The 25,036-nt window shown below is 71.0% G+C and carries 22 protein-coding genes and 1 riboswitch; of the genes, 9 read left to right on the plus strand and 13 right to left on the minus strand.

Translation table 11 applies throughout. The annotated features are described in order from the left end of the window. Positions 1 to 75 precede the first annotated feature (75 nt). From B0B14_RS14660 to B0B14_RS14675, 4 genes are read left to right on the plus strand one after another with little or no spacing between them, the layout of a single operon-like run. Positions 76 to 1,065 carry a carbohydrate ABC transporter permease gene (locus B0B14_RS14660; RefSeq protein ID WP_076683197.1) on the plus strand — a complete coding sequence of 330 codons (990 nt, stop codon included), beginning with the start codon at positions 76 to 78 and terminating at the stop codon, positions 1,063 to 1,065. Then, entirely contained in the window at positions 1,062 to 2,000 is a 939-nt protein-coding gene (locus B0B14_RS14665) for a carbohydrate ABC transporter permease (protein ID WP_076683199.1), read from the plus strand. Before B0B14_RS14660 ends, B0B14_RS14665 begins: the two co-directional genes overlap by 4 nt. 43 nt (positions 2,001 to 2,043) lie before the next feature. Further along, complete coding sequence (locus B0B14_RS14670) at positions 2,044 to 2,970, plus strand: ROK family protein (RefSeq protein WP_076683201.1); 927 nt, start codon at positions 2,044 to 2,046, stop codon at positions 2,968 to 2,970. Then, positions 2,963 to 3,742 (plus strand): glucosamine-6-phosphate deaminase, encoded by a 780-nt coding sequence (locus tag B0B14_RS14675; RefSeq protein ID WP_076683203.1) that lies wholly within the window; start codon positions 2,963 to 2,965, stop codon positions 3,740 to 3,742. Before B0B14_RS14670 ends, B0B14_RS14675 begins: the two co-directional genes overlap by 8 nt. Positions 3,743 to 3,839: 97 nt before the next feature. Here the strand turns inward: B0B14_RS14675 and B0B14_RS14680 are convergent, their stop codons facing one another. From B0B14_RS14680 to B0B14_RS14700, 5 genes are all read right to left on the minus strand, one after another. Continuing rightward, positions 3,840 to 5,204: an FAD-binding oxidoreductase gene (locus tag B0B14_RS14680; protein ID WP_076683205.1), complete on the minus strand. Its 1,365-nt coding sequence runs from the start codon at positions 5,202 to 5,204 to the stop codon at positions 3,840 to 3,842. Further along, positions 5,201 to 5,593 (minus strand): YrdB family protein, encoded by a 393-nt coding sequence (locus B0B14_RS14685; protein WP_076683632.1) that lies wholly within the window; start codon positions 5,591 to 5,593, stop codon positions 5,201 to 5,203. Before B0B14_RS14685 ends, B0B14_RS14680 begins: the two co-directional genes overlap by 4 nt. Before the next feature lie 33 nt (positions 5,594 to 5,626). Then, on the minus strand, positions 5,627 to 7,771 hold the full coding sequence (locus B0B14_RS14690) for a sigma-70 family RNA polymerase sigma factor (protein WP_076683207.1): 2,145 nt from the start codon (positions 7,769 to 7,771) through the stop codon (positions 5,627 to 5,629). A gap of 471 nt (positions 7,772 to 8,242) precedes the next feature. Then, the gene (locus B0B14_RS14695) at positions 8,243 to 9,394 is read right to left on the minus strand and encodes an N-acetylglucosamine-6-phosphate deacetylase (RefSeq protein WP_076683209.1); all 1,152 of its coding nucleotides are present in this window, start codon (positions 9,392 to 9,394) and stop codon (positions 8,243 to 8,245) included. Next, positions 9,391 to 11,007 (minus strand): beta-N-acetylhexosaminidase, encoded by a 1,617-nt coding sequence (locus B0B14_RS14700; RefSeq protein WP_083710639.1) that lies wholly within the window; start codon positions 11,005 to 11,007, stop codon positions 9,391 to 9,393. The genes B0B14_RS14695 and B0B14_RS14700 overlap by 4 nt, the downstream gene beginning before the upstream one ends. A gap of 57 nt (positions 11,008 to 11,064) precedes the next feature. Continuing rightward, positions 11,065 to 11,149: riboswitch (ZMP/ZTP riboswitch) on the plus strand. Between the two features lie 50 nt (positions 11,150 to 11,199). Here B0B14_RS14700 and glyA point away from each other — a divergent pair. Both glyA and B0B14_RS14710 read left to right on the plus strand, forming a co-directional pair. Then, positions 11,200 to 12,474 (plus strand): serine hydroxymethyltransferase, encoded by a 1,275-nt coding sequence (glyA, locus tag B0B14_RS14705; protein ID WP_076683211.1) that lies wholly within the window; start codon positions 11,200 to 11,202, stop codon positions 12,472 to 12,474. A gap of 116 nt (positions 12,475 to 12,590) precedes the next feature. Then, positions 12,591 to 13,472, plus strand: coding sequence for a bifunctional methylenetetrahydrofolate dehydrogenase/methenyltetrahydrofolate cyclohydrolase (locus B0B14_RS14710; RefSeq protein ID WP_076683213.1), 882 nt, complete (start codon positions 12,591 to 12,593; stop codon positions 13,470 to 13,472). 126 nt (positions 13,473 to 13,598) lie between these two features. Here B0B14_RS14710 and B0B14_RS14715 read toward each other — a convergent pair whose 3' ends face one another. The 7 genes from B0B14_RS14715 to B0B14_RS14745 all read right to left on the minus strand — a co-directional run bounded on the left by B0B14_RS14715 (position 13,599) and on the right by B0B14_RS14745 (position 18,757). Beyond that, on the minus strand, positions 13,599 to 14,333 hold the full coding sequence (locus tag B0B14_RS14715) for an amino acid ABC transporter ATP-binding protein (protein WP_076683215.1): 735 nt from the start codon (positions 14,331 to 14,333) through the stop codon (positions 13,599 to 13,601). Next, a complete protein-coding gene (locus tag B0B14_RS14720; protein WP_083710640.1) occupies positions 14,330 to 15,205 on the minus strand; it encodes an amino acid ABC transporter permease in 876 nt (291 codons plus the stop codon). Before B0B14_RS14720 ends, B0B14_RS14715 begins: the two co-directional genes overlap by 4 nt. 34 nt (positions 15,206 to 15,239) lie before the next feature. Further along, positions 15,240 to 16,094 (minus strand): ABC transporter substrate-binding protein, encoded by an 855-nt coding sequence (locus B0B14_RS14725; protein WP_076683217.1) that lies wholly within the window; start codon positions 16,092 to 16,094, stop codon positions 15,240 to 15,242. A gap of 135 nt (positions 16,095 to 16,229) precedes the next feature. Then, positions 16,230 to 16,772 (minus strand): hypothetical protein, encoded by a 543-nt coding sequence (locus B0B14_RS14730; protein WP_076683219.1) that lies wholly within the window; start codon positions 16,770 to 16,772, stop codon positions 16,230 to 16,232. 40 nt (positions 16,773 to 16,812) lie between these two features. Next, complete coding sequence (locus B0B14_RS14735) at positions 16,813 to 17,460, minus strand: NAD(P)H-dependent oxidoreductase (RefSeq protein WP_076683221.1); 648 nt, start codon at positions 17,458 to 17,460, stop codon at positions 16,813 to 16,815. Beyond that, positions 17,457 to 17,903 carry a MarR family winged helix-turn-helix transcriptional regulator gene (locus tag B0B14_RS14740; RefSeq protein ID WP_076683223.1) on the minus strand — a complete coding sequence of 149 codons (447 nt, stop codon included), beginning with the start codon at positions 17,901 to 17,903 and terminating at the stop codon, positions 17,457 to 17,459. Before B0B14_RS14740 ends, B0B14_RS14735 begins: the two co-directional genes overlap by 4 nt. A gap of 56 nt (positions 17,904 to 17,959) precedes the next feature. Then, entirely contained in the window at positions 17,960 to 18,757 is a 798-nt protein-coding gene (locus B0B14_RS14745) for a transglutaminase-like domain-containing protein (RefSeq protein ID WP_076683225.1), read from the minus strand. Positions 18,758 to 18,981: 224 nt separating this feature from the next. On the opposite strand from B0B14_RS14745, the gene B0B14_RS14750 reads away from it, so the two are divergent. Together B0B14_RS14750 and B0B14_RS14755 are read left to right on the plus strand one after the other, a co-directional pair. After that, entirely contained in the window at positions 18,982 to 20,451 is a 1,470-nt protein-coding gene (locus B0B14_RS14750; RefSeq protein WP_076683227.1) for an NAD-dependent succinate-semialdehyde dehydrogenase, read from the plus strand. 32 nt (positions 20,452 to 20,483) lie between these two features. Continuing rightward, on the plus strand, positions 20,484 to 21,554 hold the full coding sequence (locus tag B0B14_RS14755; protein ID WP_076683229.1) for a winged helix DNA-binding domain-containing protein: 1,071 nt from the start codon (positions 20,484 to 20,486) through the stop codon (positions 21,552 to 21,554). Between the two features lie 18 nt (positions 21,555 to 21,572). On the opposite strand, the gene B0B14_RS14760 is transcribed toward B0B14_RS14755, so the two are convergent. Further along, the gene (locus B0B14_RS14760) at positions 21,573 to 23,015 is read right to left on the minus strand and encodes an XRE family transcriptional regulator (protein ID WP_076683231.1); all 1,443 of its coding nucleotides are present in this window, start codon (positions 23,013 to 23,015) and stop codon (positions 21,573 to 21,575) included. A gap of 118 nt (positions 23,016 to 23,133) precedes the next feature. Between B0B14_RS14760 and B0B14_RS14765 the strand changes: the two genes are divergently transcribed. Continuing rightward, on the plus strand, positions 23,134 to 25,020 hold the full coding sequence (locus tag B0B14_RS14765) for a phosphoenolpyruvate carboxykinase (GTP) (RefSeq protein ID WP_076683233.1): 1,887 nt from the start codon (positions 23,134 to 23,136) through the stop codon (positions 25,018 to 25,020). The last annotated feature ends 16 nt before the right edge of the window (positions 25,021 to 25,036 follow it).

Raw genomic sequence — 25,036 nt, forward strand, 5'->3', positions numbered from 1 at the left:
CCCCGGGGGTCCCGGGACGCACAGGCGACCCGGGACCCCCTTCCCCTGCCAGAACACACCACCCGAGGAGCCGGCATGAGCGTCACCGTCGCCGAACCCCGCGAGCCGGACACGCGCCGTCGCGCGCCGCGGAAGACCCCGCCGCGCGTGCAGACCGAACGAGAGAAGCGCCGCCGCCGCGCGCAGAGCCGCGCCGGATGGGGTCTGCTCGCACCGTCGCTCATCATCCTGGGCGTCATGGTGGGCTACCCCGCCGTGCTCATGGTGATCCAGTCGTTCACCGACTACACGATCAAGAACAAGGTCCAGGGCACGCTCCCGAACTTCGTCTGGTTCGACAACTACATCGAGGTCTTCACGACCTCCGGTTTCCCGATCGTGCTCGTGCGCAGCCTCGCGCTCATGGTCGTGCTGACCGTGCTCAACATGACGCTCGGCATGCTGGTGGCGGTTCTCATGACCCGCCTCGGCCGCGGATGGCGCATCGCCGTGTCGGTCGGCCTCCTCCTCGCCTGGGCGATGCCCCCGCTGTCGGCGACGGTCGTCTGGGGCTGGATCTTCGACACCCAGTACGGCCTGGTCAACTGGCTGCTCAACACGGTCACCGGCACCACCGACTGGTCGAACCACTCGTGGCTCATCAACCCGTGGTCGTTCTACATGGTGCTCACGATCATCATCGTGTGGCAATCGGTGCCCTTCGTGGCCTTCACCACCTACGCCGCGCTCGGCCAGGTGCCCGAAGAGGTGCTCGAAGCGGCATCCCTCGACGGAGCCAACGGCTTCCGCCGCTTCCGGTTCATCACCTACCCGTACCTGCGCAGCGTCCTCACGGTCGTGCTGGTGCTCCAGGTGATCTGGAACCTCCGCATCTTCACGCAGGTGTACGCCCTGCAGTCGCGCGGCGGGATCGCCGCCGACACCAACGTCATGGGCACGTATCTGTTCCGTCAAGGGCCGGGCGAGTTCGGGATCACCGCGGCCATCGGCGTCGTCATGGTCATCCTGCTGCTGGCCATGTCGTGGGGCTACGTGCGCAACACACTCAAGGAGGAGGAGCTGTGAGCACCCAGGTCACCGCTGCGACCCAGCTGAGCACCGTCGGCGTCGAGGAGCTCGAGGAGACGCCCCGGCCGCGATCGCGCCGCCCCGGCCCCCGCAAGCCGCTCGGACGGCTCGTCCTCAACATCTGCGCGTTCATCGTCGTCGTGGCCTCGGTCTTCCCGGTCTACTGGATGGTCAACATGTCGCTCACGCCGAGCAACAAGATCATCAGCCGGACGCCGAGCCTCATCCCGCTGGAGTTCACGTTCCAGAACTACGTCACGGCCTGGACGCGCGAAGCCGCCCCGGGGCAGACGGACTTCCCGCACGCGCTGATGACGTCGTCGATCGTGACCGGCGGCGTGATCCTGGTCACCCTCCTGTTCGCCTTCCTGGCCGCGGTCGCCGTCGCACGGTTCCACTTCAAGGGCCGCGTCGGGTTCATCGTGGCGGTGCTCATCGTGCAGATGATCCCCGGCGAAGCGATGATGTTCACGATCTACGGCATGATCGACGACTGGCGCCTGATGAACACGATGCTCGGCCTCGGCATCGTCTACGTCGCCGCTGTCGTGCCGTTCACGATCTGGACCCTCCGGGGATTCGTCTCCGGCGTCCCCGCCGACCTCGAAGAAGCCGCGATGATCGACGGATGCACCAAGTCGCAGGCGTTCTGGAAGGTCACCTTCCCGCTGCTCGCGCCGGGGCTCGTCTCCACCGGCATCTTCGCCTTCATCCAGTCGTGGAACGAGTTCACGATGGCGCTGCTCCTCATGAAGGGCTACAACCTCACGCTCCCGACGTGGCTCAACTCCTTCCAGTCGGCCACGTCGGCCACGAACTGGGGTGCCGTCATGGCCGGATCGACCCTCATCGCCATCCCCGTCGTCATCTTCTTCCTCATCGTGCAGGGCAGGATGACGGGCGGCCTCGTCTCCGGGGCGGTCAAGGGCTGATGCGCGCGCGTTGTCGAGCCGCTTCTCACGGAGAGGGCGGCAGATGAGGGTCGGGCTGGATGTCGGAGGCACCAAGACCGCCGCGATCGCCGTCGACGAGTCGGGGCAGATCCGGGGGCGCGTGCGCCTGGCCACCGGTTGGGGCGGGGATGCCGTCATCCAGACGATCATCGCCGCCGTGCGATCGCTCGGCCCGGAGGCGGGCATCGGTCTGGACGCGATCAGCTCGGTGGGCATCGGCATCCCGGGACAGGTCGATGTGCGCACGGGCCGCGTCGAGCACGCCGTCAACCTCGGCGTCGCCTCCCTCGAGCTGGCGGCGGCCGTCGAGCCCGCGCTCGGCGTGCGCGTCCGCGTGGAGAACGACGTGAAGGCGGCGGCGCTCGGCGCCTACGAGCTGCACGGCGGCTCGGGCTCGGTCGCCTACCTCAACCTCGGCACGGGCATCGCAGCCGGTGTCGTCGACGGCGGCGTGCTCTCGCGCGGAACGCGGGGGACGGCCGGCGAGGTCGGCCACGTGTCGGTCGATCCGAACGGACCGCTCTGCCGCTGCGGCCAGCACGGCTGCATCGAGGCGTTCGCGGGCGGAGGCTCGATCGAGGCGCGGTGGGGGAGGCCCGGCGCGCTTCCCGTGCGCGACGTGTTCGACGCCGCCGACGCGGGCGATCCGCGGGCGATCGAGCTGCGGGCGGGCCTGGCCTACGGCGTCGCCGCAGGCGTGCGGGTGCTCGTGCTCACGACCGACGTCGACTCCGTCGTGCTCGGCGGAGGCGTCTCGGCGCTCGGCGCGCGACTGCTCGACGACGTGCGCGCGGAGCTCGCCGCGAGCGCCGCGGCATCCCCGTTCCTCCGTTCACTCGCGCTGGAGGAGCGCGTAGAGTTGCTGCCGGCGGGATCCCCGGCGGCGGCGCTGGGAGCTGCGCTCATCGGCGCGGCCCGCGACCCCGAGGAGGCGCTCGCCCATGGCTGAGATCATCATCGTCCCGTCGAAGGCCGAAGCCGGCGCCCTCGTCGCCGACGAGATCGTGCGCCTCATCCGCGCCACTCCCGACGCCGTGCTCGGGCTCGCGACGGGCTCGACCCCCGTGCCGGTGTACGAGGCCCTGCGCTCGCGGCTCGAGGGCGTCGACGTGTCGCGCGTGCGCGGCTTCGCGCTCGACGAGTACGTCGGGATCGATCCGGCCCATCCGGAGTCGTACCGCTCCGTCATCACGCGCGAAGTCGTCGAGCCCCTGGGCCTGACGCCGGAGCTCATCCACACGCCGAACGGCGCACTCGAGGGCATCGAGCACGCCGGGGAGGACTACGAGGAGGCGATCCTCGCGGCAGGCGGAATCGATCTGCAGATCCTCGGGATCGGCACGTCGGGGCATATCGGCTTCAACGAGCCCGGCTCGTCGTTCGCGTCGCACACCCGCGTGAAGACGCTCATCGAGCAGACCCGCAAAGACAACTCGATCTACTTCGATTCGATCGACGATGTGCCGATGCACTGCATCACGCAGGGGCTCGGCACGATCCTCCGCGCGCGCCATCTCGTACTCCTCGCGTTCGGCGAGGGCAAGGCGGCCGCCGTGGCGGGCGCCGTCGAGGGGCCGGTCACGGCATCCCTCCCCGGCTCGGCGATCCAGCTGCACCCGCACGCCACGGTCGTCGTCGACGAGGCGGCGGCATCGCAGCTCGCGAGCGCCGACTACTACCGCTACGCGCTGGCGAACAAGCCGGCCTGGCAGGGCATCTGACGCGGTCCGATCTTCGGACTCCTGCACCGAATCCGGATGCCGCGCGGACGTGGGCTCCGAATTCGGTGAGATTCTCCGAATTCCGTGGGCGCGGAGGTCAATCGGTGAACACCTTGCCGGGATTGAGGATGCCGAGCGGGTCGAAGACCGCCTTGATCTGACGCTGCAGCTGCCACTGGTCGTCGCCGAGCTCGTCGGCCAGCCAGCGGCGCTTGAGCACGCCCACTCCGTGCTCGCCGGTGAGGGTGCCGCCGAGGTCGAGCGCGGCACGGAACAGCTCCCCGGCGGCGTCCCACACGGCGGGCGGCACGTCGGGACCGGGGAACACGAAGTTCGGATGCAGGTTGCCGTCCCCGGCGTGCGCCACGACGGGGATCACCAGCCCGTACGCGCGCTCGATGCGGGCGATCTCGTCGAACATCGCCGGCAGCGCGCTGCGCGGCACCGAGACGTCTTCGATCAGGGTCGTGCCGAGCGTCTCCATCGCGGGATGCATCGACCGCCGGATCGCGAGCAGCCGCTCGCCCTCTTCACGGTCGTGCGACACGGCCACCGTGCCGCCGCGCGTGCGCAGCACGTCGGCGATCAGCTCGGCCTCGGACGCCGCGACGGGTCCGTCGGTCTGGATCGTCAGCTGCGCCGCACCGGGCGTCGGCGCGGGGAGCGAGAGCAGCGCGTGGACGGCCGCCAGGCTCGCGGCATCCATGAGCTCCATGATCGCGGGCTGCGCCCCGGTCGCGGTCACCGCGGCGGATGCCTCGGCGGCCGACCGCACGTCGGGGAACACCGCCGCGATCGTGCAGACCTCGCCGGGCACCAGCCGGCGGAGCTTGAGGGTCGCGCCGACGACCACGCCGAGAGTGCCCTCCGACCCGATGAGCAGCGACGTGAGATCGAGGCCGGTGACGCCCTTCACGGTGCGGTGCCCGAGGCGCACGAGGCGTCCATCGGCCAGGACGACGTCGAGGCCGAGCACGGCGTCGCGCACGACGCCGTACTTCGCGCAGAGCAGGCCGCCGGCGCCGGTGGCGATGTTGCCGCCGACGGTGGAGATCGCGCGGCTTGCGGGATCGGGAGCCCACCACAGACCGTGCGGGGCGAGCGCGGTGTTGAGATCGGCGTTGAGGATGCCCGGCTCCACGACGGCGAGGAGGTCGTCGGCGCGCACCTCGAGGATGCGGTCCATGGCGCGCACCGAGAGGGCGATCTCGCCCGTGCCGGTGTTCGCCCCTCCGGCGAGGCCCGTTCCGGCGCCGCGCGTCACGACGGGCGTCGCCGTCGCGGTGGCGATGCGCATCGTCTGCTGCACGTCGTCGACGGTGCGCGCGTGCACGACGGCGAGGGGGGTTCCGGATGCCGCGTGCCCGGACTTGTCGGCGCGGGCGGCGTCGAGCGAGGCCGGCGTGGTGTCGACACGGGTGCCGAGCGCGTCGCGCAGGAGCGCGACGACGTCGGAGGTCACGCGAACCGGCGGCGCCCGGCGAACACGCCCGTGGTGACGGCGATCACACCGAACGCGAGGCCGATCCACGCCTGACCCATCGCCCACCAGGCGATCGTCGCCGACACGTAGACGAGCAGCTCGACGGCGCCGCGGACGAACGGGTGCACGGCGAACACCGCACGCGGCGAGACGAACAGCGCCCACACGAGGATGGCGGCCAGCGGTGCGCCGATGCCGGCGACGATGTTCCACGGGAAGGGCCACGAGGCGAAGCCCCAGATGGCGAGCGTCGCGAACGCGAAGAGCTCGCAGACGAACGCGAGGATGTCGATCCCCGAGAGCGGGGCGCGCGTGCCGGGTGCGGGTTCGGCAGGGGCCTGCGGCGCGACACGGGGGAGTTCGGACATGGCGCCCATTCTACCGGCGGTCGCCGGCGAGGATCACGGTGTCTGCGGCTCGACCGGGCGTGCGGGTTCGGCCGCCGGTGCGTCGGCCGTGGCGGGCTCCGGAGCCGCGGGAGAGGGTGCGGCATCCTCGGCTCCGACGGCGTCGGGAGCAGCTCCGCGGGCTTCGGCTGGCGGGGTGCCGCCCGCGACATCGGCGGCAGGTGCGGCGTCGGCCGGGACCGCGGTGCCCGTGGGCTCCGTGACGTCGGCGGGAGCTGCGGCGTCGTCCGGCGCCGCGACGTCAGCGGGCGCTGCAGGGTCGGCGGGAGCGCCCGTGCGGTCGGCGGTGTCGGCGGGAGGAGTGTCTTCGACCGCGACGTCAGCGGCGGCGGCCAGGTCGGCGGGCGGCACGACCTCGACCGGCGGATCGGGGTCGATCGCGCCGAACGGGTACGGGATCTCGAACGTCGTGGCATCGCCGGTGCGGTCGTCGACCGCGTACCGCAGTTCGCCCACGCCCAGTCGCACGTCGGGCCAGGTCGGATAGAAGGAGAACGACGCGGTGCCGTCTTCGTCGGCCGTGGTCGTGTCGCGCACGTCGCCGCCGATGGAGAGCTGCACGGTCGCACCGGGCTCGCCCGTCAGCTCGAGCTCGACGACCCAGTAGCTGAACCCGTCGTCCTCCGGCACCCAGCGCCCGGTCACCGTCGTGACCCCCGGCGTGCCCTCGGGCAGCGGGTCGACGGGATCGGTCGGCGTCGGCGTCGGGGTCGGCGCAGGATCGGTGGGCGTCGGGGTCGGCGTCGGCGTCGGGGTCGGCGCGGGCGGGCTCGGCGCGGGCGGAGCGGGCGGCGTCGTGGGCGCGGGCCCCGGGTTCGACTCCGGCTGCGTGATCGGCTCGGCCGGCGGAACGACCGGAGCGACGATCGGCGGAAGAGCCGGGATGTCGCTCGGCGACGGGGACGAGGCATCCGGGATCGTGGTGGGCTCGTCGACCGTCTCGGTCTCTTCGGCGACGGTGTCGTCGGATGCTTCGACGGCGGAGGGCGGGGAGACCAGGCCGGGGAGCACGACGGCTCCCGCGACGACTCCGCCGACCACGAGCACGCTCGCCGCGACGAGGGCGATCGTGGCCCCCGCGCCGGAGAGCACACCGCCGGCGGTGGCTGCGCCCGCGGCGGCTGCGCCCGCGGCGGCTGCGCCTGCTGCCCCCGCGCCGCCGGCACTCGCGCCGGCGCCTCCCGCGGCGGCGCCGCCGGAGCCGGCTGCGCCGCCGGAGCCCGCGCCGCCCGAGGCGGCGCCGGATGCGCCGGAGGCCGCGACGAGCGTCGCACCGCCGTCGCCCGGGAGCACGGTGACGGCTCCCTGCACGACGGACGACGGCATGGCCGCCAGCGCGACGATCGGTGCGCCGCCGCCCTGCAGCGTGGCCAGGTACGAGGCGGTGCCGGCGATGCCGATGGTGAGCGGGAGGAGCACGAGGGCGAGCCGGTTCGAGACCTCTTTCGCCTCGGATGCGACGATCGTGCAGCGCGCACAGTCCGCGAGGTGCCGATCGATCTTGCCCTTGTCGCGGGGTCCGAGGTTGTCGCGGGCGTAGGCGCCGAGACGCTCGATGGTCCACTGGCAGTCGGAGCCGTCCTCGACGGAGCGCAGATGCGCCTGGATCCACGCCTCGCGCAAGCCCTCGCGGGCGCGGAACGCGAGCTGGGCGACGGCGGTCGCCTTCATGCCGAGGAGAGGCCCGATCTCGGCGGGCTTCATCTGCTCGATCTCGGAGTACCAGAGCACTTCCTGCCACCGTGTGGGGAGGCTCCGGAAGGCCTGGGCTGTGATGCTGCGGTCGAGCGCGTCGGAGGTCGCCTGCTCGTTCGTCGACGGGTCTTCGACGGTCTCGAGCTCGTCGATCGTGCTCTCGCGGCGTGCACGGCCCCAGCCGGCGGCCGTGTTGCGGATGCTGGTGAAGAGGTACGCGCGGAACGAGCCGGTGGGCCCGCCGCCCTTGAGGATCGACTGATAGATCTTCGCGTACGCCTCCTGCACGAGGTCGTCGGCGTCGAGACTCGTCGTGACGGATCGTGCGACCGTGATGCCCGAACGATAGTGACGCCGCCACAGCTCGCCGAAGGCGGCACTGTCGCCGGAGCGCGTGCGCAGCACGAGATCGGCGTCGGCGATCTCGCCGAGGCCTCCTGGCACAGCGTCTTGTTCAGTCACAGCAACTCCGGGGCACGGTGGTGCGACGGACGATTCCGTCGTCATCCAAGAGACGCGGATGTCGGGGATTCATTACGCGCCTCTCCCCATTCTCACAGGGTCCGCTGCGCCGCGCATGTGAAATCACCTGATCGGCGGTCAGATCCCGGCATCCGCGGAAAACTCCTCGAAAAAGTTCCGAAGAACGGCGTAATAGATCGGGGGGCACGTCGTCTCATCACCAAGAGACAATGCTCGTCCTCTCCGGGGGGCTGAGGGCGAGCAGCGGTGGATGGGGGTTCGGTCGAAAGACCGCCACACCGTGAGGTGGATTCGGAAGGAACTCGGGGGAGGGACTTCCGAATCCACCATCTCTTGAACGGGGGAATCTGCGGCCGCTGCACCGTGGGGGATGCAGCGGCCGCCCACCCCCGTCGACGCTCCGCCGGCATCCGGCGTCGAGCCCGCGCCGCGTCAGGCGGCGACGCCGGCGGCCCAGACGCCGCGCACGTCGAGACCGGCGGTGAGCAGCACGGCATCCGCCAGTCGTCCCTCCGTCAGCGCGCCCAGATCGGCCGCGCGGCCGATCGCGCGCGCGGGGATCGACGTGAGCGACGCGAGCGCCTCCGTGAGCGGGATCCCCGCGGCGACCGCGAACCGCAGGGCGGCATCCTGGGTGAGGGTCGAACCCGCGATCGCGCCCCCGTGCACGAGCCGGGCCGTGCCGCCTTCGACGTCGACCTCGAGGGCGCCGATCTCGTACCGGCCGTCGGCGCTTCCCGCGGCGGCCATCGCGTCGGTGATCAGGGCGACCCGGCCGGGCGCGGCCGCATACGCGAGGCGGACGACTTCGCGGTGCAGGTGCACGCCGTCGGCGATGACCTCCAGCGTCACGCGCGGATCCGCGGCGGCCGCGGCGACCGGGCCGGGATCGCGGTGGTGCAGGCCGTTCATGGCGTTGAAGGCATGCGTCAGGATCGTCGCGCCCGCGTCGAACGCCGCGACGCTCTGCGCGAAGTCGGCCGACGTGTGCCCGACCGCCGCCGCGGCGCCGGCGGCGACGATGAGGCGGATCGCGTCGAGCCCGCCCTCGAGCTCGGGCGCGATCGTGATCTGGCGCACCGAGCCCCGGCCCGCGTCGAGCAGTCGGGACACGGCCTGTGCGGCCGGTGCGCGCAGCAGCGCGGCGTCGTGCGCGCCCTTGCGCGCCACATCGAGGAACGGTCCTTCGAGGTGGGATCCCAGGATGTCGGCATCCGTCGCGGTGAGGTCCGCGACCATCGCGGCCCGCCGCTCCAGCGTCTCCAGCGGGGCCGTGACGAGCGAGACGACGGCGCGCGTCGTGCCGTGTGCGCGGTGCACCGCACGTGCCGCGCGGATCTCGTCGGGCCCGTCGTCGAACGCGAACCCGCCGCCGCCGTGGCCGTGGATGTCGATGAACCCCGGAGCGAGCAGAGCACCGGCCCCGGCGAGGGCCGAGCCGTCGACGACCTCGTCGGCGCCGGCATCCGTCCAGCCGCGTCCCGTGCCGACGGCCGCGATCCGCTCCCCGTCGACGCGCACCCACGCGTCGTCGACGATGCCCGCGGGCGAGACGAGGCGGACCGAATGGATGACGAGGGTCATTCGTGCTCCCAGGGGATCTCCGTCGAGGGGTGGAAGGCGATGCCGAGACTCGTCCACAGGGGGCCGAGGGCGCCGACACGCGTGCGGAACGACTCCCACGTGCGGAGGCCGCCGGTGCCGGTCGCGGGCGACCAGCCGGCCTCGGCGGCGGCCGCGATGCGGGGGAACGCCATCTCATCGATGTCGCCGAGGTCGCGGATCGTCTCGGTCCACATCGGCGCCTCGACGCCGAGGATGTCGGCGTCGTCGATGCCGGCGATGACGTCGGACGGCTCCCACGCGTAGGCGCGCTCGACCGACGTGACGCCGTTCGCCCACGTGAGGCCGAGCGGAGAGTCGGCGGAGTGCTTCATGTCGAGGTAGATCGCGTCGGCGGGCGACAGGATGAGCCCCGCGCCGTGGGCGACGAACGCCCGGGCCTTGTCGTCCATGCCGTCGGTCGGGGTCACGAAGCCCCAGTACTGCCCGACCGTGGTCGGAGCGAGGCCCGGGGCCGAGCCCGCCTCGTGCCACGCGACGGGCGTCTTTCCGAGGCGCTCCACGAGAGTCGTGACGCGCTCCATGAAGTGCGCGAAGTCGGCCGGGTCGGTGCCCAGTGCCTCATCGCCGCCGACGTGGAGGTAGGGCCCCGGGGTCATCGCGGCGAGCTCGCCGAAGACGTCGGCGAGGAAGTCGTAGGTCGCTTCGTCGTGGATCCGCAGCGAGGAGAACCCGACCGCCATGCCCTGGTACGGCTCGCCGGCGGTCGGGAGATCGCCGCCGTAGACGCGCACGACCTCTGCGATGTGCTCCGACAGCACGGGGGCCTCGACGAGCTCGGGATACGCCAGGCCGACGGCGTGCGTGTGGCCGGGGGTGTCGAACTCGGGCACGACGATCATGTGGCGGGCGGACGCGTAGGCGACGAGCTCGGCGTAGTCGGACTTCGTGAAGAAGCCGCCCGGGTCGCCGCCGATCGCGTTGCCGGCCGTGACCGCGGTGAGCTCCGGGCGCGAGTCCAGGTGGAGCCGCCAGGCCTGGTCGTCGCTCAGGTGCAGGTGCAGCGCGTTGAACTTGAGCGTCACCGCGCGGTCGATGTAGGCCTTGACGGTGTCGACGCCGTGGAAGTGGCGGGCGACGTCGAGCATGACCCCGCGGTACGCGAAGCGCGGTGCGTCGTCGATCCGCACCGCCGGGATCGACCATCCCTCACCGTCGCGCGAGATCAGCTGCCCGAGGGTCTGCACGCCGTAGAAGAGACCGGCCGCATCGGCTCCGGTCACGGCGACGGATGCCTCGCCGGCCACGATCCGATACGACTCCGCGGCCGCCTCGGTCCCTGAGTCCGTCGAGGGGTCGATCCGCAGCTCGATCGCCGGCCCTGTGCCCGCCGGCGTCATGCCCGTGCGCGCGCCGATCAGTCCGGCGAGGGCGGAGACGGCATCCGGATCGCCCGTCACCGACGTCGCAGCGGTCAGCGCGAACGGCGCGGCGCCGCTCGCCTCGAGTGCGGCGGGGGCGGGAACGACGGAGGGAACGGTCACGGTGTCTCCATTCTGGTCGGGGGGAGCACACGCGGCCAGAGCCACCGCGAGGGTGACGGCGGCGACCGCGGCGATGCGTCGACCATTCATGTAAGGATCCTTAACAAAAGGGATGGCGAAAGCCTATCAGCGGCACATCGGATATGCTCGACGAGTCGCGACTGGCGTTGAGGTGGACCACCACCGGGGAGCGGCTGACTACGGCATTCGACCGCGCGCCTGGGCCGATGTTCTGCACCCGCGGGTGCGCGAAACCACCTCGCCGTCGTCAAGGAGATCGTCATGACCGATCAGTACTTCAACGCCCCCCTCTCAGAGGTCGACCCCGAGATCGCCCAGGTGCTGGAGCGCGAGCTCGAGCGTCAGCGCGGCTACCTCGAGATGATCGCCTCCGAGAACTTCGTGCCTGTCTCGATTCTGCAGTCGCAGGGGTCGGTGCTGACGAACAAGTACGCCGAGGGCTACCCGGGCCGCCGCTACTACGGCGGCTGCGAAGAGGTGGATGTCGCGGAGGAGCTCGCGATCCAGCGCGCGAAAGACCTGTTCGGCGCCGAATTCGCCAACGTCCAGCCGCACTCGGGAGCGACCGCCAACGCGGCCGTTCTGCACGCGATCGCCCGCCCGGGCGACACGCTGCTCGGGCTCTCGCTCGACCAGGGCGGTCACCTCACGCACGGCATGAAGATCAACTTCTCGGGCCGGCTCTACAACATCGTCGCGTACGGCGTCGACCCCGAGACCTCGGTCATCGACATGGCCGAGGTGCGCCGCCTCGCGATCGAGCACAAGCCCAAGGTCATCATCGCCGGCTGGTCGGCGTACCCGCGCCAGCTCGACTTCGCCGCATTCCGCGCCATCGCCGACGAAGTGGGCGCGATCCTCTGGGTCGACATGGCGCACTTCGCCGGTCTCGTCGCCGCCGGGCTCCACCCCTCGCCAGTGCCGCACGCCCACGTCGTCTCGTCGACGGTGCACAAGACGATCGGCGGCCCGCGGTCGGGCTTCATCCTCACGAACGACGCCGACCTCGCCAAGAAGCTCAACACGGCTGTGTTCCCCGGTCAGCAGGGCGGCCCGCTCATGCACGTGATCGCGGCGAAGGCCACGGCCTTCAAGCTCGCGGCCACCCCCGAGTTCAAGGAGCGCCAGGAGCGCGTGCTGAGCGGTGCGCACATCATCGCCGAGCGCCTCTCGCAGCAGGACGTCAAGGATGCCGGCATCGCCGTGCGCTCGGGCGGCACCGATGTGCACCTCGTGCTCGTCGACCTGCGCGATGCGGAGATCGACGGCAAGCAGGCCGAAGACCTCCTGCACGACATCCACATCACCGTCAACCGCAACGCGGTCCCCAACGACCCGCGTCCGCCGATGGTCACGTCGGGTCTGCGCATCGGCACGCCCGCGCTCGCGACCCGCGGCTTCGGCGACGCCGAGTTCACCGAGGTCGCCGACGTGATCGCGCTGGCGCTCCTGCCCGGTGCCGACATCGAGGCGCTCCGCGCCCGTGTCGCCGCGCTCACGGCCGCGTTCCCGCTGTACCCCGGCCTGACCCAGTAGCGCTTGCTCGATTGCCCGCTCGCTCGCAGCGTGCCGAGAATCCCCCGCTCGCCTGAGAAACCCGGCGATGCCGGGTTTCTCAGGCGCCGGCGGGTTTCTCACGGAAGGAAACGCCCATGACGGCACACATACTCGACGGCAGGGCCGCAGCGGCCGAGATCAAAGACGAGCTGCGCGTGCGCGTCGCGGCGCTCGCGGAGAAGGGCGTCGTGCCGGGCATCGCGACCGTGCTCGTGGGCGCCGACCCGGCTTCGCAGCTGTACGTCGGCATGAAGCACCGCGAGTCCGAGGCGATCGGCATGAACTCGATCCAGGTCGAGCTGCCGGCCGACGCGACCCAGGCCGACGTCGAGGCGGCCATCGACGCGCTCAACGCCGATCCGACCTGCCACGGCTACATCGTGCAGTTGCCGCTGCCCAAGCACCTCGACACCGACGCCGTCCTGGAGCGGATCGACCCCGCGAAGGATGCCGACGGCCTGCATCCGACGAATCTCGGTCGGCTCGTGCTCAACGTCAACGCGCCGATCACCACTCCGCTGCCGTGCACGCCGCGCGGCGTGATCGAGCTGCTGCTGCGCAACGGCTACGACCTGAACGGCGCGCACGTCGTCGTCGTCGGTCGTGGCGTGACGATCGGCCGCTCAATCGGGCTGCTGCTCACGCGCCGGGAGATCAACGCGACGGTGACCCTCACCCACACGGGCACGGCCGACCTCGGTGCCCATCTGCGGCAGGCGGATGTCATCGTCGCCGCCGCCGGGGTGAAGCACATCGTGCGGGCCGAGCACGTGCGTCCGGGCGCCGCGGTGCTCGATGTCGGAGTCACGCGGGAGGTCGATCCCGAGACCGGCAAGAGCAAGGTGCACGGCGACGCGCATCCGGATGTCGCGGAGGTCGCGGGCTACGTCTCCCCGAACCCCGGCGGTGTCGGCCCCATGACCGTCGCCCTGCTCATGACGAACGTCGTCGAGGCGGCGGAGCGTACGGTCGCCTGACGCGGAGGCAGCGCGAACGTCGGAGAATCGCGCGAATGTCGGAGGATTCGGCGACGATCCTCCGAGATTCGGGCGATCATCCGAAGTTCGGGCGATCCTCCGAACGGAACAGCGCGCCGGCGGCGGTCAGGCCGTGAACCGGGCGAGGAACTCCCGCGTGCGGGCCTCGCGCGGAGCGCCGAAGAGCTGCGACGGCGGCCCCTCCTCGACGATCGTGCCCTGGTCGAGGAACAGCACGCGGTGGGCGATGTCGCGGGCGAACGCCATCTCGTGCGTCGCCATGAGGATCGTCGCGCCGTCTTCCGCCAGCGTGCGGACCAGTTCGAGCACTTCGCCGACGAGCTCGGGGTCGAGGGCGGAGGTGATCTCATCGAGCAGCAGCACCTCGGGGTCGGTCGCGATGGCGCGGGCGATGGCGACGCGCTGCTGCTGCCCGCCCGAGAGCCGGTCGGGGTGTGCGCGTGCCTTGTCAGCGAGGCCGACGCGCTCGAGCAGCGACATCGCGTGAGATTCGGCGGCCGCGCGCGGCATCCGGTGCACGACGCGCGACGCGAGCGTGACGTTGTCGAGCACCGTGAGATGGGGGAACAGGTTGTAGCCCTGGAACACGATGCCGAACCTCCCGCGCACCCGGTTGGCGTTCACGCGGGGGTCGGAGATGTCTTCGTCGCCGAGCAGGATGCGCCCGTCGTCGATCGGCTCGAGCAGGTTGAGGCAGCGGAGGAGGGTGGACTTGCCCGACCCGCTCGCTCCGATGACGGCGACCACTTCGTGGACGCCCAGCTCGAGGGAGACCCCGCGGAGCACGTCGCGGGCGTCGAAGGACTTCCAGACGCCCTCGGCGCGCAGCAGCGCGGTCATACGAGCGATCCCGTCTGCTCGCGGCGCCGCAGCCGCGCGGCGTACCAGTCGGTGAGGCGGATCGTGGGGATCGCCAGGAGGATGAACAGGATGCCTGCCACGATGTACGGCGTGAAGTTGTACGTCTGCGACGACTCGATCTTGGCGGCGAGGACGGCGTCCATCGCCCCCAGGATCGAGATCAGGCCCACGTCCTTCTGCATCGCGACGAAGTCGTTCATGAGCGGGGGCGTGATCTTGCGGAACGCCTGCGGCAGCACCACGCGACGCAGCGTCTGGAGGTAGCCGAGCCCGAGGGCGCGCGCGGCGAGTCGCTGCGACGGGTGCACGGCGTCGATCCCGGCGCGGATGACTTCGGAGACGTACGCCGAATACGTCAGGGTGACGGCGATGGTGCCCAGCACGATGACCGGCATCCGCACGCCGATGAGGGCGGGCAGGCCGAACCCGATGATGTACAGCACGATGATGAAGGGCAGTCCGCGGAAGATGTCGGTGTAGGCCGCGGCGAGGACCCGCAACGGGAAGAACACCGGCCCGGGGAGGGTGCGCAGCAGCGCCAGGACGAGCGCGAACGCCGCCACCGTGATCAGCGACAGCCCCAGCACCTGCAGGTTGAGGAGGAATCCCTCCCAGATGCGGGGGAGCGAGGCGAGTGCGATCGCGGGGTCGAAGAACGACCGCTGCACCGCCGCCCATCCGGGGGTGTTGACGACCGTCACCCAGACGATGGCCGCGAACGCCAGCGACGAGGCGACGGCGATCAGGACCGACCGCTGCGACTGGCGCGCACGGTACGCCCGACGCTCCACCTCCAGTGCGCTCGGGACGTGCGCGCTCCGCGGCGGGGCGTCGATCGGATCCGGGGTCACGGCTCGACCGTACCCGAGCGGGCCGGGCGGGTCGTCACTTCAGCAGTGTGACGCCCTGGCCCGCTCCGAGCCACTCGTCGGTGATCGCGGCGAGCGTGCCGTCTTCGCGCAGCGCGTCGACGGCCTCCGTGACCCGCGCGGTGAGCGGCGAGTCCTTGGCCAGCACGACGCCCCACTCGTCGGCGATGCCGCCGGCGGGCAGCTCTCCCACGATGAACGAGTTCTCGATGTAGGGGTATCCGACCGCGAGGTAGGCCGTCGGGAGGTCGATGACGAACGCATCGAACTGTCCGGCGTTGAAGGCCGCGACGGCGTCCTCGTTCGACGCGTACAGCAGCGGGGCGGTGGTGGGCTGGATGACGTCCTCGATCGTCTGCGCGCTCGTCGAGCCGGCCATCGCCCCCAGTGCCAGGCCCTTCAGCCCTTCGATGGAGTCGACGCCGTCGGCGGGGCCGCCGTTGATGCCCACGACGGCCTGGCTGGCCGAGTAGTACGGGGAGGAGAAGTCGACGGCGCCCTTGCGCTCGTCGGTGATCGTGTACTGCTGGATGTTGAAGTCGAAGTTCTTCGGCCCCGGTGCGATGGCGGCCTCGAAGCTCGTGCGCACCCACTCGACGTCTTCCGGGGCGAAGCCCAGCTGATCCGCGATGGCGTAGGCGATGGCAGCCTCGAAGCCCTCTCCGGACGACGGGTCGTCGTCGACGACGTAGGGCTCGTACGCGATGTCGCCCGTGGCGATCGTGAGCTTGCCCGGCGTGACGAAGCCGGCGTCGGCGTCGGGTTCGCCGGAGGCGCCGCCCGCGGGAGCCGATGTGGCGCAGCCGCCCAGGACGAGCGCGGTCGCGGCGAGCGATGCGGCGATGACGGTGCGCAGGGAGGGACGCGACATGGGGGAGCCTTCCGGGTCTCGGGTGCGGCGCCGCTGCGTGCAGGAGCGCGGCGCCGTCCCTCCATTTTCCCCGGCCCCCGCGCGCGGCGGGGCCCCGCAAGACCGATTGTTACATTCCGTCCAGCAACCGGCTCGTCAGAGCTCGTCCAGCATCCGGCGCTGTTCGGGGGTCAGGCCGTCGTGCAGCTCGTCGCGAGCCGCCCTCGACTCCGCCGAGGGGATCGCGGGCGCGGCATCCGTCGTCGTGGCCGTGCCGCCCGTCGCCCGGTCGTACAGCGCGCCGGCGTGGGACTCCACACGGTCGTCGATCGCGTCGTAGATGATCCAGGCGAGCAGCAGCGCCAGCGGCGGGAGCACCCAGCCCCAGAACCAGCCGTCGACGTTCACCCGGCTGAGCCACACGACGAGCACCCAGATGATCCACTGCACGACGAACACGATGCCGAACTGCACGAGCTTCTCGCCGGCCTTCGTGCGCTGCGACGCCGACTTCGCCGCCATCCCGGAGAAGAGCTTCGTGACGGCGGGCTTCAGCCAGATCGTGGCGGCGGTCAGGATGACGCCCGCCCAGAGCGCGGCCCAGCCGACGTTGACGCCGGGGAGGAGCCATCCGATCAGCAGCAGCACCGCGACGGTGAACACGTACAGCGAGACGAATCGAACGAGCCAGGCCTTCATGCCTCAAGGGTGGCACGAACCGTGGCTTCGCGACCAGTCGTCAGGACGAGACGAGGTCGCGCTCGCGCACGCGGGTCGAGGATGCCGCCGCATCCGTCGCCCCGTGGGCGCCGGCCCGTGCGATCCAGCCCTCACGGGTCGGCTGCGCGCTGAACCGCACGGGCGCGAACCGGGTGATGCCGACGGTCTTGACTCCGCAGTAGGCGAGGGTGGCCCGGGAGAGACTGGTCTCGGCCGCATTGCGGTACACGAGGCGGTTCCATGCACGCGGGGAGTCCATCGTCATGACGATCCGCGCGGTCCGCCCGGCCAGCAGACGCTCGGACAGCGCCGACTTCTCGCGGTAGCGGAACGTCGCGTTGGAGAGGAACACGCGGTCGATGAACGCCTTGAGGGCGGCGGGGTAGGTGCCCCACCACTGCGGGTGGAAGAACACGAGGTGGTCGGCCCACTGCACGTCGTCGAGGTAGCGCGCGACGTCGGGATCGAGTGGACGGTCGGCCTCGGTGCGGGGCGCCCGCAGCTCGTCGCGGTGCGTCGGGTGGGCGGGGATGGGGTCGGATGCCAGGTCGATGACCCGCACGTCGGCGGCGCCGGCGCGGGCCGCGGAGATGTAGGCCGTGGCGAGCGCATGGGTGAGGGTGTCGGGGAGCGGCGTGCCGATGACGACGAGGATGCGGCGGGTCATGCGAGGGGTCCTTTCTCGGACACGAGGTCGGTCAGCAGGGCGAGCTGGCCGTTGAGGGTGGGGACGTCGATGCCGTGTGCGGCGAGGCGGGGGTCGCCGAAGAGCGCGGTGAACTCTGCCTCCAGCTCGCCGCCCGCCGCCTGCACGAGTGCGCGGGCGCGCGGGGTGAGGGTGACCAGCACCCGGCGGCCGTGGGCGGGGTCTGCGGATGCCTCGATCCAGCCGTCGGCGACGAGCGCCGGCACGCGCTTGCTGACGGCGGCCTTCGTGACGCCGAGGCACCGGGCGAGCGTCGTGATGTCGACCGGCTCGACGTCGGCGGCGGCCGCGAGGAAGTGGAACGTCGCGAAGGAGACGCCGTGGCGCGTGCGCAGGAAGTCCTCGGCGAAGGCGTCGAGGGTCGCGACGAGGTGGTGGATCGTCGAGGTGATGCGGTCGGCCATACGAGAAGTAAACCCGTTGACAACGTATATGTCAACGGGTTTACATGAGGGCCGGGTCAGCCGATCGTCACGAGCTGCGTGATGTCGTCGTCGGGCAGGACGTCGACGACGGCCGTCACGGTCAGTTCGAGCAGGTTGACGCCGCCCGAGATCGTGGTGAGGAACGCCGTGTCGGCGGCATCCCGTCCCGTGGCGATGCGCACGAGCGTGGAGCGGGGGGCGAGCGTCGTGGCGTCGACGACGCGCCATTCGCCGTCGACCCACGCCTCGGCGACGGCGTGGAAGTCCATCGGGAACAGGCCGGGCGCGTAGACCGAGACGAGCCGGGAGGGGATGCCGAGCGCGCGGAGGAGGGCGACGCACAGGTGCGCGTAGTCGCGGCACACGCCCTGGCGCGCGAGGAGCGTGCGGACGGCGCCATCGGTGGGCAGCGACGACCCGGGCACATAGGAGAGATGGGTGCCCACCCACGACGCGACGGCTCCGAGCAGCTCGGCGTGGTCGGTGATGCCGGCGAACTCCGCGAGGGCGGTGGGGCGCAGCACGTCCGATTCGGCGTAGCGGCTGGGGAGCTGCGCGACGAGGAGGTCGTGCTCTCTTCCCACCGGCGCCGCGCCCGGGCCGGGGATCATCGCCGAGTACTCGACGACCAGTTCGCCCTTCGTGCTCGCGACGCGGTGCAGTCGCGATCCGGTGGGACCGAGGATCTCGTGCTCTGCGACGGGTGCGCCGTTCAGGGTCGCCGTGAACTGCTCGCGGGCGGGCGTGTAGTGCCCCGACACCGCGATGGCGAACAGGAGGTCGGAGGGCTCGGTGACATCCAGGACGATTCGGCTCGTGAGATCTCGCTGCATGCGACCAGCCTGGCACGCGCGCATTGCCGACATGTATCGGCTGGATGGAGGTCTGGTGCAGGTGGTATACGCGCCGGTGAGTGCAGGGTTGCTGCTTCGCCTCGGCGTCCAGCGCGATCGCCGAGCGATCCCGAGAGAATTGACGCAGAAGACGGAGTGATCGTATACGATCCAACGGAGGGGATGCCGGTGCCGGCATCCGCCCCAGCGACGAAGGAGTTCCCATGGGTGAGGACCGCGAGGCCGAGCTGCTGGCGCAGGTGCCGGACCGGCTGTTCATCGGCGGCGAGTGGCGGACGGCCGAGGCCGGCAAGACGCTCAAGGTCTACGACCCGGCCACGGGAGAGGTCGTGAAGGAGATCGCCGACGCGTCTCCCGCCGACGGCATGGCGGCACTGGCCGCTGCGGATGCCGCGTTCCCGTCGTGGTCGCGCACCCCCGCCCGTGAGCGTGCGGAACTCCTGCGGCGCGCGTTCGACCTGCTCCAGGAGCGCAAGGAGGAGTTCGCACTCCTCATGACGATCGAGATGGGCAAGCCGCTGGCCGAGGCGCGCGGCGAGGTCGCCTACGGTGGCGAGTTCGTGCGCTGGTTCAGCGAGGAGACGCCGCGCATCCAGGGCCGCTACGGCGCGAACCCCGAGGGCACCGGACGGATGATCGTCTCGCAGCACGCTGTCGGCCCGTGCTTCCTCATCACCCCCTGGAACTTCCCGCTCGCGATGGCGACGCGCAAGATCGCTCCCGCGCTCGCCGCGGGCTGCACCGTCGTGATCAAGCCGGCCGAGCTGACCCCTCTCACGACGCTCTACTTCGTGAAGCTCCTCGAAGACGCCGGTCTCCCCAAGGGCGTCGTCAACGTCTTCACGACCTCGACCTCCAGCGCGGTCTCGGCTCCGATCATCGCCGACCCGCGCCTGCGCAAGCTGTCGTTCACCGGATCGACGCCCGTCGGCGTCAAGCTCCTCGAGCAGGCGGCAGGCGGCGTGCTGCGCACCTCGATGGAGCTCGGCGGCAACGCGCCCTTCGTCGTGTTCGACGACGCCGACCTCGACAAGGCCGTCGACGGTGCGATCGCGGCGAAGTTCCGCAACATCGGCCAGGCCTGCACCGCGGCCAACCGCTTCATCGTGCACCGCTCCGTCGTCGACGAGTTCGCGCGTCGCGTGACCGAACGCGTCACGGCGTTCGGCATCGGCCGCGGCACCGAGGAGGGCGTCACGATCGGGCCCCTGATCGACGACCGCGCGGTCGCGAAGGCCGACGAGCTCGTCACGGATGCCGTCGCCCGCGGCGCCGATCTGCGCACGGGGGGCAAGCCGGTCGACGGCCCCGGCACGTTCTACCTTCCGACGGTCCTGTCGGACGTGCAGCCGGGCAGCGACATCCTCCGCGAGGAGATCTTCGGTCCCGTTCTCGCCATCGTCCCGTTCGACGACGAGGACGAGGCCGTGCGCATCGCCAACGACACCGAGTACGGACTCGTGTCGTACGTCTACACCGAGAGCCTCGCGCGCGGTCAGCGCATGATCGAGCTCCTCGAGACGGGGATGATGGGGCTCAACATGGGCGTCGTCTCCAACGCGGCCGCGCCGTTCGGCGGATGGAAGCTCTCGGGTCTCGGCCGCGAAGGCGGTGCGGAAGGCATCCACGAGTACCTCCAGACGAAGTACACGCTCACGCCCAACCCGTTCTGACGTCTGCGCGCACGACGCGCGAAGATGGGGTGATGTATGCCGCGAAGCTCGCCGACGAACGTCTGCGCTCCCACCGGCTGACCGCGCGCGCTCCGTCGGTCGCCGCGGCGGCCGAGCACCTGCTCGCGACGCAGGCGCAGGAGTTCTGGGGCGGCCGCTGGGCGCTCGCGGTGCGGACGAAGGGCGAGCCCGCCCTGTCCGACGTCGACGCCGCCTTCGACCGCGGCGCCATCGTGCGCTCCTGGACGATGCGGGGCACGCTGCACATCGTCCCGCCCCGCGACCTCGCGTGGGTGCTCTCGATCACCGCTGCGCGTCAGATGAAGCAGTTCGCGCCCGTGCTCCGGAACATCGGGCTCGACGACGGGCATCTCGCCGCTGCCGAGCGTGCCGTGCGCTCGGCGCTCCGCGGCGGGAATCGTCTGACGCGCGCCGAGTTCTCCGACGTCGTCGCCGGGGCCGGCATCGATCCGGGCGGCATGCGCACCGGGCACCTCGTGTCGGCGCTGTCGATCCGGGGAGTGGTGTGCTGGGGTCCGGTCGTCGTCCGTACGGGCGCCCCGAGCCGCGAGCAGCACCTCGTGCTGACGGAGGAGTGGATCACGGATGCCGCGGCCCCCGTCGATCCGCTCGCGGAGTTCTACGTGCGCTATCTGGCCGCGCACGGCCCCGCCGGCCCGTCCGATTTCGCCTGGTGGGCGGCGCTCCCGCTCGGCGTCGCGCGCGAGGCGGCGGAGCGTGCGACCGACCGGGTCGTGGAGGTCTCGGAGGGACTCTTCGTGGTGGCCGGCGCGCGTCCGCGCCGGACCCCTCCGACGCCGCCCGTGCTCGCGCTGCCGCCGTTCGAGGAGTACTACCTCTCCTACGCCGACCGCGCGGCGACGTGCGCGCCGGAGTTCACCGCGGTCATCGGGCCCAGCATGAACGGCATCGTGCGACCGATCCTCGTCGCACGCGGCGAGATCGCGGGCGTGTGGTCGCACTCGGTCGCAGTCGGCCGCCACCACCTGCTGCCCGAGGCCGAGCTGTTCGCTGCCGCGCGGGCGACGGATGCCGAGATCGCGGAGGCGCTCGAGCGCTTCCGCCGCTTCATCACGTCCTGACGGCCCTGCCGGTCGCGGTCAGCCGGCGGCGTGCCGGTCGAGGAACTCGTAGACCTCGTTGTCGTCCACGCCGGGGAAGGCGCCGCGGGGAAGCGGGGAGAACATGTGCTGGTGCACGCGGGCCGAGGGCCACGCCTTGCCGGCCCACCGCTCCGCGACGGATGCGGCGGGTCGGCGGCAGCACGACTCGTCGGGGCACGTCGACACGACGCGCTTGTGCGTCTCACGCCCGCGGAACCACTTCGCGTCGTCGAACGGCACCCCCACCGAGATCGAGAACTCGCCGGCCGACGTCGTCCCGGTCTGGGTCGAGCACCAGAACGTGCCGGCCGGGGTGTCGGTGTACTGGTAGTGCTCGGTCGTGCGGTTGTGCTCCTCGAAGGCTGCGCGCGCGAGGAACTTCCGGCACACGATCTGCCCCTCCACGGCGCCCGTGACATCCATCGGCACCGGCAGGTCGTCGTTCTCGTAGACGCGGGAGATCGCTCCGGAGCCGTCGACCCGGAGGAAGTGCAGGGGGATGTCGAAGTGATGCGTCACGAGGTTGGTCAGCCGCATGCCGGCGGCCTCGTGGGTCACCCCGAACGCGTCGCGGAAGTCCTCGACGGCGAGGTCGCGCTCCTTCTTGCGCTGCGCGAGGAAGGCGACGGATGCCGTCTCGGGCATGAGGGCGCAGGCGGCGAAGTAGTTGATCTCCAGCCGCTGCCACAGGAAGTCGGCGTAGTCGGTCGGGCGCTGATGGCCGAGCAGACGGTGGGCCATGGCCTGCAGCGCCATGGAGCGCAGCCCGTGACCGCCGGGGATGGATGCCGGGGGCAGGTAGATGCGCCCGTGCTCGAGGTCGGTGACCGAGCGGGCGGAGTGCGGAAGATCGTTGACGTAGAGCAGCTCGAAGCCCAGCTGCTCGGCCATGATGCTCACCGTGCGGTGCGTCAGGGCGCCCGATACGTGGCCTGCGGACTTGAGCTGCTTCTCGGCGAGCTTCTCGATCTCGGGCAGGTAGTTGTCCGCCGCCCGCATGCGCAGGCGCAGCTCGGTATTGGCCCGGCGCGCCTCCTCGGGCGTCGCGATGGCCTCGCGCTCGCGGCGCTGCAGCTCGCGGTGCAGTCCGAGCACCGACTCGATCGTGTCGTCGGAGAGCCCCTTGGTCACGCGCACGGGCGGGATCCCGAGCTGGCGGAACACCGGGCTCGACTGTGCACGCTCCAGTTCGATCTCCAGCGCCGCGCGCCGATTGGGCGGCTCGTTGGAGAGCAGGTCGGTGACCGCGACGCCGGTCGCACTGGCGATCGCCTGCAGCAGCGAGAGCTTCGGCTCGCGCTTGCCGTTCTCGATGAGGCTCAGCTGACTGCCCGCGACCCCGACCTTCTCGCCGAGTTCGTCCAGCGTGAGACCGTGCGAGACCCGCTGGTGGCGGATGCGGTGACCGAGGGTCGAGAGCTGGAGAGGGGTGGACGCCATTCCTTGAGGATATCTAAAGAATCGGAGAATTTTACGAAGATCTCGAACGTAAGGGTTCGCTTTTCCGAGTCAGAGTGGAGGTGCGCAGACGAGCGCCCGCCGACCGAAAGGACTCGACATGGCCCTGGCCGACATCTTCACGCGACCCGCCACCGGAGGAATCCGTCAGGTCACTCCGACGGCCGCCTACGGCGCGCGCCCGTCGATCGCCGGTCCCGGCATGGCAGCGCTCGAAGAGTGGGTGGACGGCGTCGCAGTGCTCACGAAGCCCGACCGCATCCACTGGGTCGACGGCTCCCGTTCCGAGAACGAGGCCCTCCTGCGCGGGATGGTCGACGACGGCACGCTGATCAAGCTCAACCCCGAGTGGCGGCCGGGTTCGTACCTCGCCCGTTCGCACCCGAGCGATGTGGCCCGTACGGAGGGACGCACCTACATCGCCTCCGAGGCCGAGATCGACGCCGGCCCGACGAACAACTGGGCCGACCCCGCCGAGATGCGCGAGACGCTGACCGGCATCTTCGAGGGCGCGATGCGCGGACGCACGATGTACGTCGTGCCGTTCTCGATGGGCGCCGTCGGCGGTCCTCTGTCGCACATCGGCGTGCAGATCACCGACAGCCCCTACGCCGTCGCCTCGATCGGCATCATGACGCGCGTGGGCACCGACGTGCTCCGCGAGATCGCCACGGGGGCGGCGTGGGTCAAGACGATCCACTCCGTCGGAGCGCCGCTGGCTCCGGGCCAGGCCGACGTGGCGTGGCCGTGCAACGACGAGAAGTACATCGTGCACTTCCCCGAGACGCTCGAGGTCTGGTCGTTCGGATCGGGCTACGGCGGCAACGCCATCCTCGCCAAGAAGTGCTTCGCGCTGCGCATCGCGTCGGTGATCGGCCGCGACGAGGGATGGCTCGCCGAGCACATGCTGCTCATCCGCGTGATCTCGCCCGAAGGCAAGGCGTACCACGTCGCCGCGGCGTTCCCCTCGGCCTGCGGCAAGACCAACCTCGCGATGCTGCGCCCGACGATCCCCGGATGGCGCGTCGAGACGCTCGGCGACGACATCGCGTGGCTGCGCCCCGGCGAGGACGGGCGCCTGTGGGCGATCAACCCCGAGGCGGGTTTCTTCGGCGTCGCACCCGGCACGGGCGAGTCGACCAACGTCACGGCGGTCGAGACGCTCTGGGGCAACACGATCTTCACGAACGTCGCGCTGCGCGCCGACGGCGACGTGTGGTGGGAGGGCCTGACCGACACGCCTCCCGCCGAGCTCACCGACTGGGAGGGCAACCCCTGGACGCCCGCGATGGGTCGCCCCGCCGCGCACCCCAACTCGCGCTTCACCGTGAGCGCCGGGCAGTGCCCGCAGATCGCTCCCGACTGGGATGCCCCGGAGGGCGTTCCCCTCGACGCCATCCTGTTCGGCGGTCGCCGCGCCACGAACGTCCCGCTCGTCGTCGAGGCCACTGACTGGACGCACGGCGTCTTCCTCGGGTCGAACATCTCCTCCGAGCGCACGGCCGCCGCCGAGGGCACCGTGGGCGAGCTGCGCCGTGATCCCTTCGCGATGCTGCCGTTCTGCGGATACAACATGGCGGACTACTTCGGGCACTGGCTCTCGGTGGGGCAGAAGCTGCGGTTCGACCGCGCGCCGCGCATCTTCCAGGTGAACTGGTTCCGCAAGGGCGCCGACGGCCGCTTCCTCTGGCCCGGATTCGGCGACAACGCCCGCGTCATCGACTGGATCATCCGCCGCGTCGAAGGCGCCGTCCCCGCCGTGGACAGCCCCGTCGGGCGCCTGCCGCGCACGGAGGACCTGAACCTCGACGGCATCCACGTTCCGCAGCAGGACCTCGACGAGCTGTTCGCCGTGGACCCCGCGCTGTGGCTGAGCGAGACCGACCTCACCGAGCAGTTCTACTCGACGTTCGAAGGCCGGGTCCCCGCGCCGCTCTACGCCGAACTCGCCGCCCTCCGCTACCGCCTCCGGCGCGCACAGGGCTGAACCGCCGCGTCGCCGT

The sequence above is a fragment of the Microbacterium sp. RU33B genome, assembly GCF_900155915.1.
GTDB lineage: Bacteria > Actinomycetota > Actinomycetes > Actinomycetales > Microbacteriaceae > Microbacterium.